The sequence below is a fragment of the Vibrio sp. 10N.261.55.A7 genome (assembly GCF_002877365.1).
Taxonomy (GTDB): Bacteria; Pseudomonadota; Gammaproteobacteria; order Enterobacterales; family Vibrionaceae; genus Vibrio.
This window is the reverse complement of the sequence record NZ_MCWZ01000299.1, coordinates 1-15,973: the sequence shown is the minus strand read 5'-3', so window position 1 is coordinate 15,973 and position 15,973 is coordinate 1. Positions and strand designations below refer to the sequence as shown.

The 15,973-nt window shown below is 45.1% G+C and carries 15 protein-coding genes; 6 read left to right on the top strand and 9 right to left on the bottom strand.

Annotated elements, in window-relative coordinates; translation table 11 throughout:
* Window positions 1–46 precede the first annotated feature (46 nt).
* Entirely contained in the window at window positions 47–1,477 is a 1,431-nt protein-coding gene (gene lpdA, locus BCU12_RS16680; protein ID WP_102405390.1) for a dihydrolipoyl dehydrogenase, read from the top strand.
* Between the two features lie 82 nt (window positions 1,478–1,559).
* Here lpdA and BCU12_RS16675 read toward each other — a convergent pair whose 3' ends face one another.
* On the bottom strand, window positions 1,560–2,174 hold the full coding sequence (locus BCU12_RS16675; RefSeq protein WP_102405389.1) for a LuxR/HapR/OpaR family quorum-sensing transcriptional regulator: 615 nt from the start codon (window positions 2,172–2,174) through the stop codon (window positions 1,560–1,562).
* 324 nt (window positions 2,175–2,498) lie between these two features.
* Here BCU12_RS16675 and hpt point away from each other — a divergent pair, with 324 nt between their 5' ends.
* Window positions 2,499–3,029, top strand: a complete 531-nt coding sequence (gene hpt / locus BCU12_RS16670; protein ID WP_102405388.1) for a hypoxanthine phosphoribosyltransferase — start codon at window positions 2,499–2,501, stop codon at window positions 3,027–3,029.
* A gap of 46 nt (window positions 3,030–3,075) precedes the next feature.
* On the opposite strand, the gene can is transcribed toward hpt, so the two are convergent.
* Window positions 3,076–3,741 carry a carbonate dehydratase gene (can, locus tag BCU12_RS16665; RefSeq protein ID WP_102405387.1) on the bottom strand — a complete coding sequence of 222 codons (666 nt, stop codon included), beginning with the start codon at window positions 3,739–3,741 and terminating at the stop codon, window positions 3,076–3,078.
* A 229-nt stretch (window positions 3,742–3,970) separates the two neighbouring features.
* Here can and BCU12_RS16660 point away from each other — a divergent pair, with 229 nt between their 5' ends.
* The 3 genes from BCU12_RS16660 to BCU12_RS16650 all read left to right on the top strand — a co-directional run bounded on the left by BCU12_RS16660 (window position 3,971) and on the right by BCU12_RS16650 (window position 7,532).
* Window positions 3,971–5,641 carry a SulP family inorganic anion transporter gene (locus BCU12_RS16660; protein ID WP_102405386.1) on the top strand — a complete coding sequence of 557 codons (1,671 nt, stop codon included), beginning with the start codon at window positions 3,971–3,973 and terminating at the stop codon, window positions 5,639–5,641.
* A 194-nt stretch (window positions 5,642–5,835) separates the two neighbouring features.
* A complete protein-coding gene (locus tag BCU12_RS16655) occupies window positions 5,836–6,759 on the top strand; it encodes an ABC transporter ATP-binding protein (RefSeq protein ID WP_102405385.1) in 924 nt (307 codons plus the stop codon).
* 2 nt (window positions 6,760–6,761) lie between these two features.
* A complete protein-coding gene (locus BCU12_RS16650; protein WP_102405384.1) occupies window positions 6,762–7,532 on the top strand; it encodes an ABC transporter permease in 771 nt (256 codons plus the stop codon).
* A 75-nt stretch (window positions 7,533–7,607) separates the two neighbouring features.
* Here BCU12_RS16650 and panC read toward each other — a convergent pair whose 3' ends face one another.
* The 7 genes from panC to sfsA all read right to left on the bottom strand — a co-directional run bounded on the left by panC (window position 7,608) and on the right by sfsA (window position 13,512).
* Entirely contained in the window at window positions 7,608–8,507 is a 900-nt protein-coding gene (gene panC, locus BCU12_RS16645) for a pantoate--beta-alanine ligase (protein WP_102405383.1), read from the bottom strand.
* Between the two features lie 11 nt (window positions 8,508–8,518).
* Window positions 8,519–9,313, bottom strand: coding sequence for a 3-methyl-2-oxobutanoate hydroxymethyltransferase (panB, locus tag BCU12_RS16640; protein WP_102405382.1), 795 nt, complete (start codon window positions 9,311–9,313; stop codon window positions 8,519–8,521).
* A gap of 23 nt (window positions 9,314–9,336) precedes the next feature.
* Window positions 9,337–9,822 (bottom strand): 2-amino-4-hydroxy-6-hydroxymethyldihydropteridine diphosphokinase, encoded by a 486-nt coding sequence (folK, locus tag BCU12_RS16635; RefSeq protein WP_102405381.1) that lies wholly within the window; start codon window positions 9,820–9,822, stop codon window positions 9,337–9,339.
* Window positions 9,822–11,168, bottom strand: coding sequence for a polynucleotide adenylyltransferase PcnB (pcnB, locus tag BCU12_RS16630; RefSeq protein ID WP_102405380.1), 1,347 nt, complete (start codon window positions 11,166–11,168; stop codon window positions 9,822–9,824). The genes folK and pcnB overlap by 1 nt, the downstream gene beginning before the upstream one ends.
* Before the next feature lie 102 nt (window positions 11,169–11,270).
* Window positions 11,271–12,146: a tRNA glutamyl-Q(34) synthetase GluQRS gene (gluQRS, locus tag BCU12_RS16625; RefSeq protein ID WP_102405379.1), complete on the bottom strand. Its 876-nt coding sequence runs from the start codon at window positions 12,144–12,146 to the stop codon at window positions 11,271–11,273.
* A 66-nt stretch (window positions 12,147–12,212) separates the two neighbouring features.
* Window positions 12,213–12,659 carry an RNA polymerase-binding protein DksA gene (dksA, locus tag BCU12_RS16620; protein WP_102405378.1) on the bottom strand — a complete coding sequence of 149 codons (447 nt, stop codon included), beginning with the start codon at window positions 12,657–12,659 and terminating at the stop codon, window positions 12,213–12,215.
* A gap of 136 nt (window positions 12,660–12,795) precedes the next feature.
* Window positions 12,796–13,512, bottom strand: coding sequence for a DNA/RNA nuclease SfsA (gene sfsA / locus BCU12_RS16615; protein ID WP_198599359.1), 717 nt, complete (start codon window positions 13,510–13,512; stop codon window positions 12,796–12,798).
* Between the two features lie 89 nt (window positions 13,513–13,601).
* Here sfsA and hrpB point away from each other — a divergent pair.
* The coding region (hrpB, locus tag BCU12_RS16610) for an ATP-dependent helicase HrpB (RefSeq protein ID WP_241909860.1) at window positions 13,602–15,973 on the top strand (2,372 nt) is incomplete at its 3' end.

Here is a 15,973-nt window from a genome sequence, read left to right as displayed (position 1 = left end):
GAATACCTACTTAGCCTGTTAGGGATAATGACTACAAGAGGTCACAATGAGCAAAGAAATCAAAGCCCAAGTTGTTGTACTTGGTTCAGGTCCTGCTGGTTACTCAGCTGCATTCCGCTGTGCAGACTTAGGTCTAGAGACAGTACTCGTTGAACGTTACAGCACGCTTGGTGGTGTATGTTTGAACGTTGGTTGTATCCCATCAAAAGCACTTCTTCACGTATCAAAAGTGATTGAAGAAGCTAAAGCGATGGCTGATCACGGTGTCGTATTCGGCGAGCCACAAACTGACATCAGCAAGATCCGTATCTGGAAAGAGAAAGTTGTTGATCAACTGACTGGCGGTCTTGGCGGAATGGCTAAGATGCGTAACGTGACGGTTGTTAACGGTTTCGGTAAGTTTACTGGCCCTAACAGCATCCTTGTTGAAGGTGAAGGCGAAGCAACGACGGTTAACTTCGACAACGCAATCATTGCAGCGGGCTCTCGTCCAATCAAACTGCCTTTCATCCCACATGAAGACCCACGTATTTGGGATTCTACGGATGCACTAGAACTGAACGAAGTACCTGAAAAGCTGCTTATCATGGGCGGCGGTATCATCGGTCTAGAGATGGGTACGGTTTACCACTCTTTAGGTTCTAAAGTTGAAGTGGTTGAGATGTTCGATCAAGTTATCCCGGCGGCGGATAAAGACATCGTAAAAGTCTTCACAAAGCGCATCAAAGACAAGTTCAAGCTAATGCTTGAAACTAAAGTGACTGCGGTTGAAGCGAAAGAAGACGGTATCTACGTTTCAATGGAAGGCAAAAAAGCACCAGCTGAAGCTGAGCGTTACGATGCTGTTCTTGTTGCTATCGGTCGTGTTCCAAACGGTGCACTTATCGACGCTGAAAAAGCGGGTATCGAGGTTGATGAGCGCGGTTTCATCAATGTTGATAAGCAAATGCGGACGAACGTTTCTCACATTCATGCAATCGGTGATGTTGTTGGTCAACCAATGCTTGCTCACAAAGGTGTGCATGAAGGTCACGTAGCGGCTGAAGTTATTTCTGGTAAGAAGCACTACTTCGACCCTAAAGTGATTCCTTCAATCGCGTACACGGAACCTGAAGTTGCGTGGGTTGGTAAGACTGAGAAAGAAGCGAAAGCGGAAGGCATTAACTACGAAGTGTCGACTTTCCCTTGGGCTGCTTCTGGTCGTGCAATCGCTTCTGACTGTGCAGACGGTATGACGAAGATGATCTTCGATAAAGATACTCATCGCGTAATCGGTGGCGCTGTTGTGGGTACTAACGGTGGTGAGCTTCTTGGCGAAATCGGCCTAGCAATCGAAATGGGTTGTGATGCAGAAGATATAGCACTGACTATCCACGCTCACCCAACTCTGCATGAGTCTGTTGGTCTAGCAGCGGAAGTCTTCGAAGGTTCAATCACTGACCTTCCAAACAAAAAAGCAGTGAAAAAGAAGAAGTAATTCTCTTTGAAGGCTTTTAGAAGTTAATAAAAAACCGCTGATGATTCAGCGGTTTTTTTTGTATTGAGTGCACTAAAGTTTATTACTTGTCTTCATTGTAGATACAAAGCATATCCAAATAGCTGCTTGTTAGCTGTTCTAGTGCAATTTCACTTTGCAGACGGTTAGACTGAATGAACAGCGAGTAGCAAATACCGTGGAACAGGTTTGCTAGGTGGTCTGGTTCATGATCGCTGCATACTTCACCGCGATTGATCGCATTGATGAACATGTTCTTAACCAAGAGTTGATTCGTTCGGTTAGATGAAACAAATAGTGGCCAAACTTCATCGCGAGTAGAGGCACTCCATTCAAACCAAACCTTAAGCCAGTGACAGTCTTGTATCACTAGGTTGACCATGCCATTAGTCACGTTTCTTAGGTTCTGCTTGGCGTGAATGTCCAGATCAATGTTGTCGGTTAAGAAGTTGGAGAACTGACGGACGACATAATTTAGAACATCGTCTACTAAATCTTCTCTCGTTGGGAAGTAATTGAATACGGTGGCAACAGAAACTTGTGCAATTTCTGCTATATCGGCGTGCCCACCTCGTCCTATTCCTCTCTTTGCAAACACTTCTAATGCAATTTCCATTAGTTGCAATTTACGTTTCTGAGGAGAAAGGCGCGTGCGTGGTCTTTTTGCTATCGAGTCCATATGATTTTTTCCTTGCCTATTGACGTTTATTTTATGCTTTTAAGTCTTAGAGTCTTTGCTCTAATGAGTTTATTGTTATTTTGTGTAGCATAATGAGTGTAATGGTGCATATGAGGTTGGTCAATGATTTATGCTTACATAATAGTCAATAATGCGAATAGTGATTAGATTCAATGTGCTAAAGTTAATAGCAACTCTAATAAATGAGAAACCGTGAAACATTTAACTCATGAACTGAGGAGTGGTACTATAGCGGCAAATTTAGGCGCTCAACGTCACTTAATCGGCGTGAGATGCGATGAACACTGATAAATTGAGAATGGTATGAAACATACAGTAGAACCAATGATTTCTGAGCAGGAAGTTCAGGAGCGAGTAACAGAGCTAGGCAAGCAAATTACACAGCATTACCAAGGCAGTGAAGATCTGGTCATGGTGGGTCTACTGCGTGGATCATTTGTGTTTATGGCGGATTTGGCTCGTGCAATCGATATCACGCACCAAGTTGATTTCATGACGGCGTCTAGCTATGGCAACACAATGGAAAGTAACCGCGATGTTCGTATCCTTAAAGATCTTGATGATGATATTAAAGGCAAGGATGTTCTTTTGGTTGAAGACATTATCGATACGGGCAATACGTTAAATAAAGTTATCGAGATTCTGTCACTGCGCGAGCCGAAGTCGATTGAGGTTTGTACACTGCTAGATAAACCATCTCGTCGCGAGATAGAAGTTGATGCAAAGTGGATTGGTTTTGCTATCCCTGATGAGTTCGTGGTGGGTGTTGGTATCGATTACGCGCAAAAATATCGCCACTTACCATTCATCGGTAAGGTAGTTCCTCAGGAATAACGTGCGAATAGATAGAAAAAACGCTCACTAATTAGTGAGCGTTTTTTTAGCAAGTGGTTTTATTCTCGTTATTCAGGATCTTAGCCATTGCGGCTTGGTACGAAACTTCGAGTGTCTCCCTACTAGAGCATCTAACACCTAGGTCCAGAAGTTTACCATCCCCAATGCCATACACGACACCATGGATTTCAACGTGTTGTCCTCGTTCCCACGCGCCTTGAAGAACGGTTGAATTACCTAGGTTGTAAACCTGTTCTGCTACGTTAATTTCGCAGAGTTTGTCTGCCCATAGCTCACGAGGCATCTCTCCAAGCCAGTTGCGGTGCTTAAGGTAGAGATCGCGAATATGAAGTAACCAGTTATTGATCAGCCCTAGCTGAGTATTATCAATGGCCGCGTTAACGCCACCACAGCCATAGTGACCACAGACGATGATGTGGTTTACTTTTAGGACGTCTACAGCATACTGAACAACTGATAAACAGTTTAAGTCCGTGTGTATGACTTGGTTTGCAACATTGCGATGCACGAACAGTTCGCCGGAATATAAGCCTGTTAAACGCTCTGCTGGCACGCGGCTATCTGAGCACCCTATCCAAAGAAAACCGGGGTTTTGCCCTTCTTCCAGTTTAGTGAAATACTCAGGCCTATCTGAAGTGATGGAATCAGACCATTTTGAGTTATTCTCAAATAGCTGCTTAATCTCTGGCATCGTTTTGTCCCTCAATCTAACTCGTCACACTATACACAAAGTCATAAACGCGATCTTGTTAAAAGTGCCTTAGCGAGTACTCATCTGACGAGCTTTATGCAGAGAATCACGGGCTTAGAAAATTATTTTGAAACTTGTTAACTAAAATTAACGTAATTAAAGGTGAAAAATAACATTCACATTTGCTACAGTGATGTGATTTGTTTTTTTATCAGCAGGGAGCTGAAGTTTGTTTGGTCAACGTTTTGAAGATGTCCGTTTGAAAGGCGACATATTTGGCGGTGTTACTACTGCGATTATTTCTTTACCGCTAGCGCTCGCTTTTGGTGTGGCTTCTGGAGCTGGGGCTGAAGCTGGATTATGGGGCGCCATCTTTGTCGGGTTCTTCGCTGCCTTATTTGGCGGTTCAACCAGCCTGATTTCTGAGCCGACTGGTCCTATGACCGTGATCATGACCGCTGTGTTAACCAGCATGATGGCGAAATACCCAGAAACCGGGATGGCGATGACATTTACCGTTGTCATGATGGCGGGCGCCTTTCAGATCCTACTCGGTACATTAAAGCTGGGTAAGTACATTACATTGATGCCCTATAGCGTTATTTCAGGCTTTATGTCTGGGATTGGTGTCATACTTATTATCTTGCAGTTATCCCCCTTGTTGGGGCATGCAGCGCCATCTGGTGGGGTGATTGGCACCTTAAACGCACTGCCAGAATTGGTTGAAAACCTAAAGTTCAGTGAACTCTTCCTCGGTTTGCTAACACTGGCGATTCTCTTCTTTTTCCCGAAGCGATATCGTAAGTATGTACCGGCTCAGCTCGTTGCGCTTGTCGCGGTTACTCTCATCTCTGTCATTCTATTTAGTATGGAAGATATACGTCGAATCGGCGTCATTCCAGCAGGATTACCATCCTTTGTGATTCCTCACATTAATGCTGAGATGTTTGTTGAGATGGTGATTGATGCATTAGTGCTTGGCACATTAGGTTGTATCGATACTTTGTTGACCGCTGTCATTGGCGACTCTTTGACGCGAAAAGAGCACGACTCCGATAAAGAGTTAAGAGGGCAAGGGCTAGCCAATATGATCTCTGGTCTATTTGGTGCGCTACCTGGTGCTGGTGCAACCATGGGAACAGTGACGAACATTCAAGTGGGGGCTCGCTCACCGGTTTCAGGCATGATTCGCGCAGTGGTCCTGATGCTTGTTGTATTGGTCGCTGGTGGATTAACCGAACCGATACCTATGGCTGTATTGGCGGGTATCGCTGTTTATGTAGGTTTCAATATTCTTGATTGGAGTTTCATTCAGCGCGCACACAAAGTCAGTTTTGCTGGCATGAGCGTCATGTATGGTGTGATGCTTTTGACGGTGTTTGTCGATCTGATTGTCGCTGTGGGTTTAGGCGTTTTCATCTCGAATATCATTATCATAGAGCGATTAAGTCGAGAACAGGCAAGGCAGGTAAAGGCGATCAGTGATGCGGATGAAAACGATGTTCCTCTGACTGACAGTGAACGAGGCCTGCTCGACAGAGCCAATGGTAAGGTTCTATTTTTCTACCTGTCAGGGCCAATGATCTTTAGTGTATCAAAGGCAATCTCACGACAACACAGCAGTATTTCTGACTATGAAGTGATGATCTTGGATCTTACCGATGTGCCGATGATTGATGTGACGGTTGGCCTTGCGTTAGAGAATGCAATCAAAGACGCGAAAGATGCTCAGTGCCAGGTGTTGTTGCTATGTCCAAACGAAAAGACACGCAATCAATTGGAAAAATTCCATGTCCTAGAGCTTGTATCTGAAGATAACACTTACTCCTTTAGATATGAGGCACTTAAGGCATCACTTAAGATTGTAGACTCTGACGAGCATCAACAGAACCCAGTTTGATGACCTGTTGAGTTATGTAAGTAGATCATCACATTTGTATTGAAATTAAAGGCGCAGTAAGTCAATTACTGCGCCTTTATTATTTGTCTCTGTCTAAACTCACCTTTAATTAGTTATATTTCACTGTTGGGTTGAAAAACAACCTCTTCGGCGTCATCTGTTAGCCATAAATAGAAAAAGAGCATGGTCATATTATGTACGCATTAGAAATAGAGCAGCTGCGAAAAACTTATGCTGGTGGTTTTGAAGCACTCAAAGGTATCAGCCTTAATGTTGAAAAAGGGGATTTTTACGCCTTACTAGGGCCAAATGGAGCTGGTAAATCAACGACAATCGGCGTGGTTTCTTCACTCGTCAATAAATCTTCTGGAAAGGTAAAAGTCTTTGGTTTTGATATTGATAGTGACCTAGAGCTAGCAAAGCAAAATCTTGGCTTAGTGCCGCAAGAGTTCAATTTTAACCCGTTTGAAACGGTAGAGCAGATTGTTTTGCAGCAAGCTGGGTATTATGGCGTATCTCGATCGCTTGCTAAAGAGAGAGCTCAGAAATACCTTTCCCAGCTCGACTTATGGGAAAAACGCAGTGAACGTGCTCGAAATCTATCAGGAGGCATGAAACGTCGCTTGATGATTGCGCGTGCCCTTATGCATGAGCCTCAATTATTAATATTGGATGAGCCGACGGCTGGCGTTGATATAGAGCTGCGTCGTTCGATGTGGGATTTCCTAAAAAGGATCAATAAAGAGCAGGGGATTACGATTATATTGACGACCCACTATTTAGAAGAAGCCGAGATGCTTTGCCGAAACATAGGGATCATTAATCGTGGTGAGTTGATTGAAAATACGTCCATGAAGACGTTACTCAATCAACTCCATGTTGAGACATTTATTCTAGACCTAGAAGGCGTTGAGTCCCTCGCTGATCTGGATGGTGTGAACTCTCAGCAGCTTATTAACGGATCACTTGAGATTGAGGTTGAGAAATCGCTGGGGCTGAATCACGTGTTTAGTCAGTTATCTGATAGAGGGATTAAAGTGCTGTCCATGAGAAACAAGGCAAATCGACTCGAAGAATTATTTGTCAGCATTGTCAGAGATCAAGCGGAGGAGCAGTAACCATGTATCAAATTTATTGGACGGCTTTTTGCAGCTTAGTCACGAAAGAAATCAATCGCTTTACTCGTATTTGGGTTCAAACTCTGGTTCCACCAGCGATCACAATGACACTTTATTTCATTATATTTGGCAGCTTGATTGGGTCTCGAATCGGTCAAATGAATGGCTTTAGCTACATGGAATACATCGTGCCGGGTCTTATCATGATGTCGGTGATCACCAATTCGTACTCGAATGTAGCGTCTTCTTTCTTTAGCGCGAAGTTCCAGAAAAACATTGAAGAGCTGTTGGTGGCGCCAGTGCCTAACTACGTCATCATTGCTGGCTTTGTGATGGGCGGTGTGACTCGTGGTCTACTGGTCGGCATTATCGTAACCTTTGTTTCACTGTTTTTCGTTGATCTTCAGGTTGAGCATTGGGGGATCATTGCGTTAACGGTATTTCTAACCTCTGTGGTCTTCTCGCTTGGTGGGCTTATTAATGCCGTCTTTGCCAAAACGTTTGATGACATCTCGATCATTCCAACCTTTATTTTAACGCCGTTAACCTATTTAGGCGGGGTATTTTACTCGATTAGCTTGTTGCCTGAATTTTGGCAGGGTGTGTCGAAGATCAACCCAATTGTCTACATGGTGAATGCATTTAGGTACGGTTTCTTGGGCGTTTCTGATGTCGATATCACGACGTCATTCTCCGTGCTTATCGCTTTTGTGATTGTTCTTTATGCAGTGGCACACTATCTGGTCACTCGTGGAATTGGCTTACGTAGCTAATGGCTAGCACAGAGTTGGATGCTTAAACGAAAAAAGGTCGACGTGATGTCGACCTTTTTGGTTGTATTGAGCATTTTACTCAGATTCAGAAGATTGTGTCTCTGCGCTTTCTTCTTTGCTCTCAGAAACCAATTCTACGACTTGATTGTCAATGAGCCTTGCTTGGCCTAAGAAAGCCGACATCAGAATGACCACTTGTGTACTTTCTGGGGTTACCGATTGCAGGTTTTTGGCATCGCGGATAAAGATCTCATCCGGTTGCAGCCCAGCAGCGCGTAGTTGGTCACTGGCATCTTCAATGAGGGAGTCGTAGTCACTACGTCCACCTCGTATCGCACTGCTTACCCATCGCATTGTACGCGCAACAACGGGCGCACGTTGACGTTCATCAATGGTCAGTAAGCCATTGCGAGAGCTCATTGCTACGCCATCCATTTCACGCACAGTGGGCACGCCGATGATTTGGATGTCTAAAGCGAGATCCGTCGTCATTTGACGAATCACAGCGAGTTGTTGAAAGTCTTTTTCACCAAAGCATGCAAAGTCTGGCTGAACAATGTTGAATAGCTTAGTGACTATCGTGGCAACACCTCGAAAGTGACCAGGGCGAGAAGCGCCTTCTAACATCGACGATAAAACAGGTACTTCAACAAAGCACTGCTTATCTAATCCTTGCGGGTAGATCACCTCAGGTGTTGGCGTGAATACTAACTCAACACCTTCTGCGCTCAGCTTTGCTAGGTCATCATCTAAGGTACGTGGGTAATTTGTGAGATCGTCGGCACGTTCAAACTGCATTGGGTTAACGAAAATACTCACAACTACAACGTCTGCATGCTCACGAGCTTTTTTTACTAACGTAATATGCCCTTCGTGTAGATTGCCCATCGTCGGAACTAAGGCGATGCTGCGGCCGTCGCGTTTGTACTGCTTGATCTGCTCTCGAACTAACGCTATTTCAGCTAAAGTTTGCATGTGTTAACTCCCTAAGCGATGGTGTGAGCGTCATCAGGGAAAGCACCGCTTTCCACTTCACTGATGTATTTCGCTACGGCAGAGCGCATGTCACCCGTTTCAGCAAGGAAGTTTTTAGAGAACCTTGGCATGTAGTTCGCCGAGATACCGAACATATCGTGCATAACCAGAATTTGACCATCGGTGACATTACCAGCACCGATCCCGATAACCGGTACGTCTAAAACTTCAGTAATGCGCTTTGCCAACTCTGCAGGTACACATTCAAGTAACACAATTTGAGCCCCAGCTTCTTGCAATGCTAGTGCATCTTTCACCATGCGATCAGCGTTTTCTTGATCACGGCCTTGAACTTTATAGCCGCCGAAGATGTTCACTGATTGAGGCGTTAGGCCTAAATGAGCACAGACAGGAACCGCGCGCTCGGTCAATATTTTTACCGTATCAACTAACCAGTCGCCGCCTTCAAGCTTGACCATGTTCGCCCCAGACTGCATCAGTTTCGCAGCGCTTTCACACGCTTGCTCTGGTGTGGCGTAACTCATAAATGGCATATCAGCCATTAATAAACAATTTGGGCTGCCAGCACGCACGCAGCGCGTGTGGTAAGCAACATCATCAACAGTGACAGGCAGCGTATCGCTTTTGCCTTGTAAAACCATACCCAAAGAGTCACCGACCAATAATACCGGCATTTCTTGGCTTTCAAAAAGCTGAGCAAAGCTGGCATCGTAAGCGGTAGAGGTCGCGAATTTACGTCCTTCTTGTTTGCATTTGATTAGGTCGTTGATTGTAACTTTTTTCATTGTTTTTCCTTACAAGGCGTTGGCTATGATTGCCAAGTGCTGAGTCCATTCCTATCTACTTGATGTAGTAGTTGTTGAAGCTCAGTCCCATCAGGGAGTGTTAAATTTGGTGCGATTTCGGCAAGCGGGTAGAGTACAAACTCACGCTCTTTCATTCCGTAATGTGGAACGATAAGACGCTCGGAATCGATCACTTCATTGCCATAAAGAATGATGTCTAAATCGAGGGTTCGTGGCCCCCAACGTTCATCTTTACGGACTCGCCCTTGTTCTAATTCAATTGCTTGAGTGCAATCGAGAAGTTCAATTGGCGTTAATTGGGTTTCAATAGCTGCGACAGCGTTAATGTAATCAGGCTGATCTTGTGGCCCCATTGGGCTGCTGCTATAGAGTTGCGAGGTCGAAAGAAAAGTCGACTTGGGTAAATGCTTTAGCGCTTCAATTGCGCCATTTGCTTGTCCAACAGGATCGGCAAGGTTACTGCCGATCGCTATATACACAACAGCCATTATTCTGGTTTGCTCTTTTTCTTGCGATTGTTTCTACGACGGCGATACGGTGTTTTTGAGCCAGAATCATCAAGGTCTGTCGTCATCGCTTGGCGCATATTACGCCCTGCATTTTGGAATGTGTTCCACCAATCGGCCAGCTGTTTAGTTTCACCGCCTTCAACTTCACCACGCATTTCCAGGAAGTCAAAGCCCGCGCGGAACTTGTTCAGCTCCATTAATCTAAAGGCTCGTTTACCATTTCGACGTGGCAGTCGCAATTGAAGCTGCCAGATTTCACGAATGGTAGCGGTATGACGACGTGGTATGGCGATGGTTTTAACCTGTGCATCGAGCACAATGTTACTCGCTTCCATGATCGCATCGTAGTGACCCATTTTACGTTCACTCATTAACTGCTCAGCGACGCTATTTAATGGGTACCAAAGCATGGCGGCAAACATAAAAGCAGGGTTGATTCGTTTGCCCTCTTCTAAACGAAGGTCAGTCGAGTCAAAGACTAGGTCCAGCATTTGCTCTGTTTGCGAGTCATAGTCTTCAGTGAAATGCTCAGCAATCGCTGGGAACATTTGCTGGAAGAGGTTGTACTCACGCATTAAGTGGTAGGTTTCTAAACCATAACCAGATTGAAGCAACTTCAGTGATTCTTCATACAAGCGCGCAGACGGAATGCCTTGCAATAATGTCGCGAGCTCTTCGATCGGTTCTGCCGTGTCTTCTTCAATGTCGAAATCGAGCTTTGCGGCAAAACGTATTGCACGCAGCATTCGAACCGGATCTTCACGGTAGCGAACCTCGGGATCACCAATCAATCGAATGAGTTTGTCTTCTAAGTCTTCAACACCGCCAGCGTAGTCGTGGATGCTGTAATCACTAATGTTGTAATACATGGCATTGATTGAAAAATCACGACGTTCAGCGTCTTCGTCGATAGTGCCATAAACATTATCGCGCAGCAGCATGCCTTCATCAGACTGCGCTGAGATATTTTTGCTGGGCTCTTGGTGGTGACCGCGGAACGTTGCCACTTCAATAATATCGCGCCCAAACATAATGTGCGCTAAACGGAAACGGCGACCGATAAGGCGACAGTTTCTGAACAAGTGCTTTATCTGCTCTGGCGTCGCATTAGTGGCGATATCAAAATCTTTTGGTCCTAAACCAAGCAGCAGGTCTCTTACGCCACCTCCAACGAGGTAAGCTTCAAAACCAGCGCCATTGAGTCGGTATAGCACCTTAAGAGCATTGTCACTGATCTGCTTGCGTGAAATATTGTGCTCTTCTCGAGTAAGAACATTGAGTGCAAGTTCTGGAAATTGGCTTGGTGTATATTCGTTATTATTCATGTGCTTCTGGCAAATTTGGCTTAAACCAAGGTTGCTTTAGTAAGTGATTATTTGCCTAGTAAGGCCTAATTTGGGGCTAATGATAGCTTAAGGAGCGCTATTTTAAAAATTTGCTGTGCTCGCCATCGAATTTGGCAGGTTTTTCAAAGACCAATTTTGGCAGCCCCAGCTTATAATTTCGTCTATTTTCGCATTGGCAATATGTGTATCGATTGTAAAACCAAGAAACGACATCGCCGCGAGTAGCGCTGCAACTGGCGCTTGATTATCAAGTGCGGGTGCATGGTTTTGCTTTGATAACTTATTCCCGTTTGCATCCAAAGCAAGAGGTAAATGAAGGTAACTGACCTCTGGCTGCTTCATTGCATGGTATAGGTTTATCTGTCGACCCGTTGGTTCAATCAGGTCTGCCCCTCTCACCACTTCCGTCACACCTTGGTCGATGTCGTCCAATACTACCGCAAGATTGTAAGCGTACAATCCATCTCGACGCTTAATAATAAAATCTTCATCTGCTAGAGATTTAGGAATATCAATACGGCCATACTTTAGATCGAAAAAGTGGTCAATCGGTTGAGGTACTGTAAAGCGTACCGAGCAGGGTTCATTCGACGTTATGGTTGTGTGGCGACATGTCCCTAGATAGAAGCCACCCGATTGCTTTATCTGCTTTCGAGTGCATTGACAGAAGTAGGCCTCTTTCGAACTCAACCACCGATCAATTTGATCTTGGTAGAAATCATGACGCTGGCTCTGGTAAATAACCTCACCATCCCAGTAAAGGTGGTAGGCCTCTAGGGTTTCGAGTATTAAATCAGACGCACCCGCCATTTCACGAGGAGGATCGAGGTCCTCTATTCTGACTAGCCATTGCCCCTGTTGCGATTTGGCTTGGAAATAGCTTCCAAGCGCTGCCACCAACGACCCAAAATGCAGTGGACCAGAAGGGGAGGGGGCAAAACGACCCACATAGCTCATAATATTCGCCTGATGCTAAAACCACAAAAAGGGAGCCAAAGCTCCCTTTATTAACCGCGTTAAGGGTTAACCTTGTTGCTGTTTCTCTTTCATCTCTGAAAGAGTTTTACAATCGATACATAGGTCAGCTGTTGGGCGAGCCTCTAAGCGACGAATACCAATTTCTACACCACAAGACTCACAAAAACCGAAATCATCTTCTTCGATTTTATTCAGTGTCTTTTCGATCTTCTTAATTAAGCGACGCTCACGGTCACGATTACGAAGTTCTAGGCTGAATTCTTCTTCTTGAGATGCACGGTCAACCGGATCTGGGAAGTTTGCCGCTTCGTCTTGCATATGGTGGACAGTACGATCAACTTCCACTCTTAGCTGATTACGCCAAGCGTCTAAAATTTTTGTAAAATGAGCTACCTGCTCAGGTGACATGTACTCTTCACCTGGCTTTGCTTGGTATGGCTCAACACCTGCAATGGCTAGGATGCCAATCGCTTTTTTCTTTGATTCTGGCATGCAGCATCTCCTACGAACACCTAGTCAACTGCTTGAGCAGTCTATTTTAAGGCGGCTATCTATAGCAAAAACAATCGAGCGAAGCAAATCTTGCAAAACAAACTTGTTATCATTGTGAAGATGACATCATTTTTCGCTAGTTATTGATAAATTCAACAGCTGAAATGAGTTTGATTTCAGATTCAGTAATTTGCGCCTTGTAGCACAGTACCTCTACGCCCTGTTCGATTGCTTGGTTTAGTAAATTTGAATAGTCGGCGTCTATATGGTGTGCAGCGGACACTTTTTCAATCCCTGTATGTAAAACAGTGAATAAAAGTACTGCTCTGCTTCCATTTTTTGCCATTTCCGTGAGCTCTCTCAAATGCTTTTGACCACGAGTCGTGACAGCATCGGGGAAGTAGCCCTGACCATCATTGTGTTCATCCAGTAGCGTGACGCTTTTTACCTCTATATAGCATTCTGGCTTAGTTTTGGAATTGAGCAAGATATCAATGCGACTATTTTCATGGCCGTATTTCACCTCAGTTTTCAATTCATCATAATTTGCCAGTTCACTAATGACACCGTTTTCGATGGCTTCGACCGCCAGCTGATTGGCTTTCACTGTGTTAATGCATATCCAATGTCCTCGCTGAGTCTGTGCTAGTTCCCAACTGTTTGGGTATTTTCGCTTAGGGTTGTCAGACGTGGAATACCAAACTGTATTGCCAGCATCAGCGCACCCTGTCATCGCGCCTGTATTGGCACAATGTATCGTGCGTTGGGATTGGTCAGGCAATGTGATATCAGCAAGGAAGCGTTTGTATCGCTTGATTAATTGCGCGGATTCAAGTGGTGGATTAAAATGCATTTCTACTGTTTTTATGTACAATGGTGTCCACATTACACCATAAGGCGTCTCCATTGTCTTCATCCAATCCGTTACCTATAGAAAGTGTGATGCCCGAACTTCTCGCTGGCGTTAAAACACACAATCAATTGATTCTAAAAGCCGCTCCCGGCGCAGGTAAATCCACATTCTTTCCCTTGCAATTGGTTCAATCGAAGATGTTTTCAGGCAAGATCATCATGCTTGAGCCTCGCCGTTTGGCAGCGAGAAACATTGCAGGCTACCTAGCGGCTCAATTGGGTGAAAAAGTGGGGGAGAGAGTTGGGTATCGAATTCGAGGTGAAACGCGTGTAGGTCGGAATACTCAGCTTGAGATCGTGACAGAAGGCATTATGACTAGGATGCTGCAATCGGACCCTGAGTTAACTGGTGTCGATTTGTTGATCTTCGATGAGTTTCATGAGCGCAGCATTCATGCGGATACGTCCTTGGCACTGAGTCTTGAAATTCAAGAAGCGCTGCGAGACGATCTCCACCTTGTTGTGATGTCGGCGACACTTGATCAACACGCCTTAACCACTCTTTTGCCTGACGCTAAATATGTCGAATCCCAAGGACGCAGCTACCCGGTAGAATACCGTTATCAAGAGTTAAAACCGAATGATTATCTCGTGCCGAGTGTTGTTAAACAGATCCATCACTTGATGGCTAATGAGGCAGGATCTCTACTGGTGTTTCTTCCCGGTGTTGGGGCGATCAAACAGGTTGAAGAAAAGCTGACTGAGCTGGCCTCTGATATTGAAGTGCACCCACTTTATGGTCAATTGACCTTTTCTCAGCAACAAAAAGCCATTGCGCCTTTACCAAGTAACCAGCGAAAAGTCGTACTGGCGACCAATATTGCTGAAACCTCCTTAACCATCGAAGGCATTCGCTTGGTTCTCGACACGGGATTAGAGCGAGTTGCCAAGTTCGACCTTAAAACCGGCATTACTAAATTAGAGCAAGTCAGAATCGCTCAATCTTCGGCAGAACAAAGAGCAGGGCGAGCGGGGCGACTAGAGCCAGGTATCTGTTTGCGACTTTATAGCGAAGAAAAATTAAAGCAGCAGCCCGTGGTTCCAAGTGCGGAGATACTGAATTCTGATCTGTGTTCTTTGGCTATGGAGTTGGCTCAGTGGGGCGCAGCAGAGGCAAGCGAGCTTAAGTGGCTGGATGTTCCACCACCTGTGGCACTCAAACAGGCAAAGCAATTACTGATCTCGCTAGGTCTAATGAATCAACGCGATCAGTTGACTTCTATCGGTAAACAGGCGCACCAATTTGGCTTAGACCCACGTATCGCAAGTATGCTCGCTCAATCCTTAACGGGGGATGATGCCCTGTTCCAAACGGCGGTTGCGGTCGCTGCTTTGGTTGAAGAGCCAGAGCGCAATACATTGGATCTGCAAGATAGTCTTTATCGTCTTAAGCAGGGCACTCATCAGAAATCCAAAGCCATTTTGCAACGAGCGGCTCAGTTAGCGGCTAAATGTGACAAGTCATTCAGCCTAAATTCGGTTCAAGAGCAGTATGTTGCGGTGGTGCTTTGTTTGGCCTTTCCGGATCGCATCGCTCAGTCCCGCTCTGCTAAAAATGGAAAATTTGTGTTGTCGAATGGCCATGGTGTCGAAGTTGAAGGATCTCATAGTCTCTCTGACAGTGATTATCTGGTTGCGATTGATTTGATGCGAGGGCAGCAAAATATAAGCCGAGTTTTCTTAGCGGCCAATCTAGATATTGAATTGCTTCTACAGCATTTTCCGACTCTCTTCGTCCAGAAAGAGACAGTCGAGTGGAATGAAAACAAAGGTCGATTGATTGCTGAAAACCAGTTGAAATTGGGTGCATTGGTCATCACGCGTAAAGAGCTCCCTAAGCTTGATAAACAAAAAATGACCGATGCCTTACTTAACTATGTAAATCAGAAAGGCCTATCCGTATTAAACTGGAGTCAATCGGCGACAGAACTGCTAACCAGAATTCGCTGCGCAGCAGAGTGGCTTCCTGATAAACCATGGCCATTGGTGGACGAAGAAAGTTTACTGAGTGAGCTCGACACATGGCTAGCGCCCTATATGGTCGGAGTGACCTCACTTAAAGGCCTAAAAAACATCGATCTAGTTCAGGCTCTGTCTGCTTATCTGAGTTGGCCATTGAATCAAGAGATCGATCAATGGCTACCAATCTCACATACCTTGCCGACAGGTATGAAAAAGAGAATTCGTTATGAAGTGGGGAGAGAGCCCATATTATCCGTGCGCATGCAGGAAATCTTTGGCGAAAAAGACTCCCCTTTAATTGCTCTTGGGAAAAAGAAAATCGTCTTGGAGTTGCTTTCTCCCGCACAGCGACCGCTTCAAGTGACACAAGACTTAGCGTCATTTTGGGCAGGATCGTATAAAGACGTTCAAAAAGAGATGAAGGGGCGATACCCCAAACA

Coding starts and splice junctions, on each gene's coding strand:
- sfsA (WP_198599359.1), bottom strand. CDS start 13,512: ATGCATTTTAATCCACCACTTGAATCCGCGCAATTAATCAAGCGATAC.
- folK (WP_102405381.1), bottom strand. CDS start 9,822: ATGGCTGTTGTGTATATAGCGATCGGCAGTAACCTTGCCGATCCTGTT.
- BCU12_RS16655 (WP_102405385.1), top strand. CDS start 5,836: ATGTACGCATTAGAAATAGAGCAGCTGCGAAAAACTTATGCTGGTGGT.
- panB (WP_102405382.1), bottom strand. CDS start 9,313: ATGAAAAAAGTTACAATCAACGACCTAATCAAATGCAAACAAGAAGGA.
- lpdA (WP_102405390.1), top strand. CDS start 47: ATGAGCAAAGAAATCAAAGCCCAAGTTGTTGTACTTGGTTCAGGTCCT.
- BCU12_RS16650 (WP_102405384.1), top strand. CDS start 6,762: ATGTATCAAATTTATTGGACGGCTTTTTGCAGCTTAGTCACGAAAGAA.
- panC (WP_102405383.1), bottom strand. CDS start 8,507: ATGCAAACTTTAGCTGAAATAGCGTTAGTTCGAGAGCAGATCAAGCAG.
- BCU12_RS16675 (WP_102405389.1), bottom strand. CDS start 2,174: ATGGACTCGATAGCAAAAAGACCACGCACGCGCCTTTCTCCTCAGAAA.
- can (WP_102405387.1), bottom strand. CDS start 3,741: ATGCCAGAGATTAAGCAGCTATTTGAGAATAACTCAAAATGGTCTGAT.
- gluQRS (WP_102405379.1), bottom strand. CDS start 12,146: ATGAGCTATGTGGGTCGTTTTGCCCCCTCCCCTTCTGGTCCACTGCAT.
- pcnB (WP_102405380.1), bottom strand. CDS start 11,168: ATGAATAATAACGAATATACACCAAGCCAATTTCCAGAACTTGCACTC.
- dksA (WP_102405378.1), bottom strand. CDS start 12,659: ATGCCAGAATCAAAGAAAAAAGCGATTGGCATCCTAGCCATTGCAGGT.
- hpt (WP_102405388.1), top strand. CDS start 2,499: ATGAAACATACAGTAGAACCAATGATTTCTGAGCAGGAAGTTCAGGAG.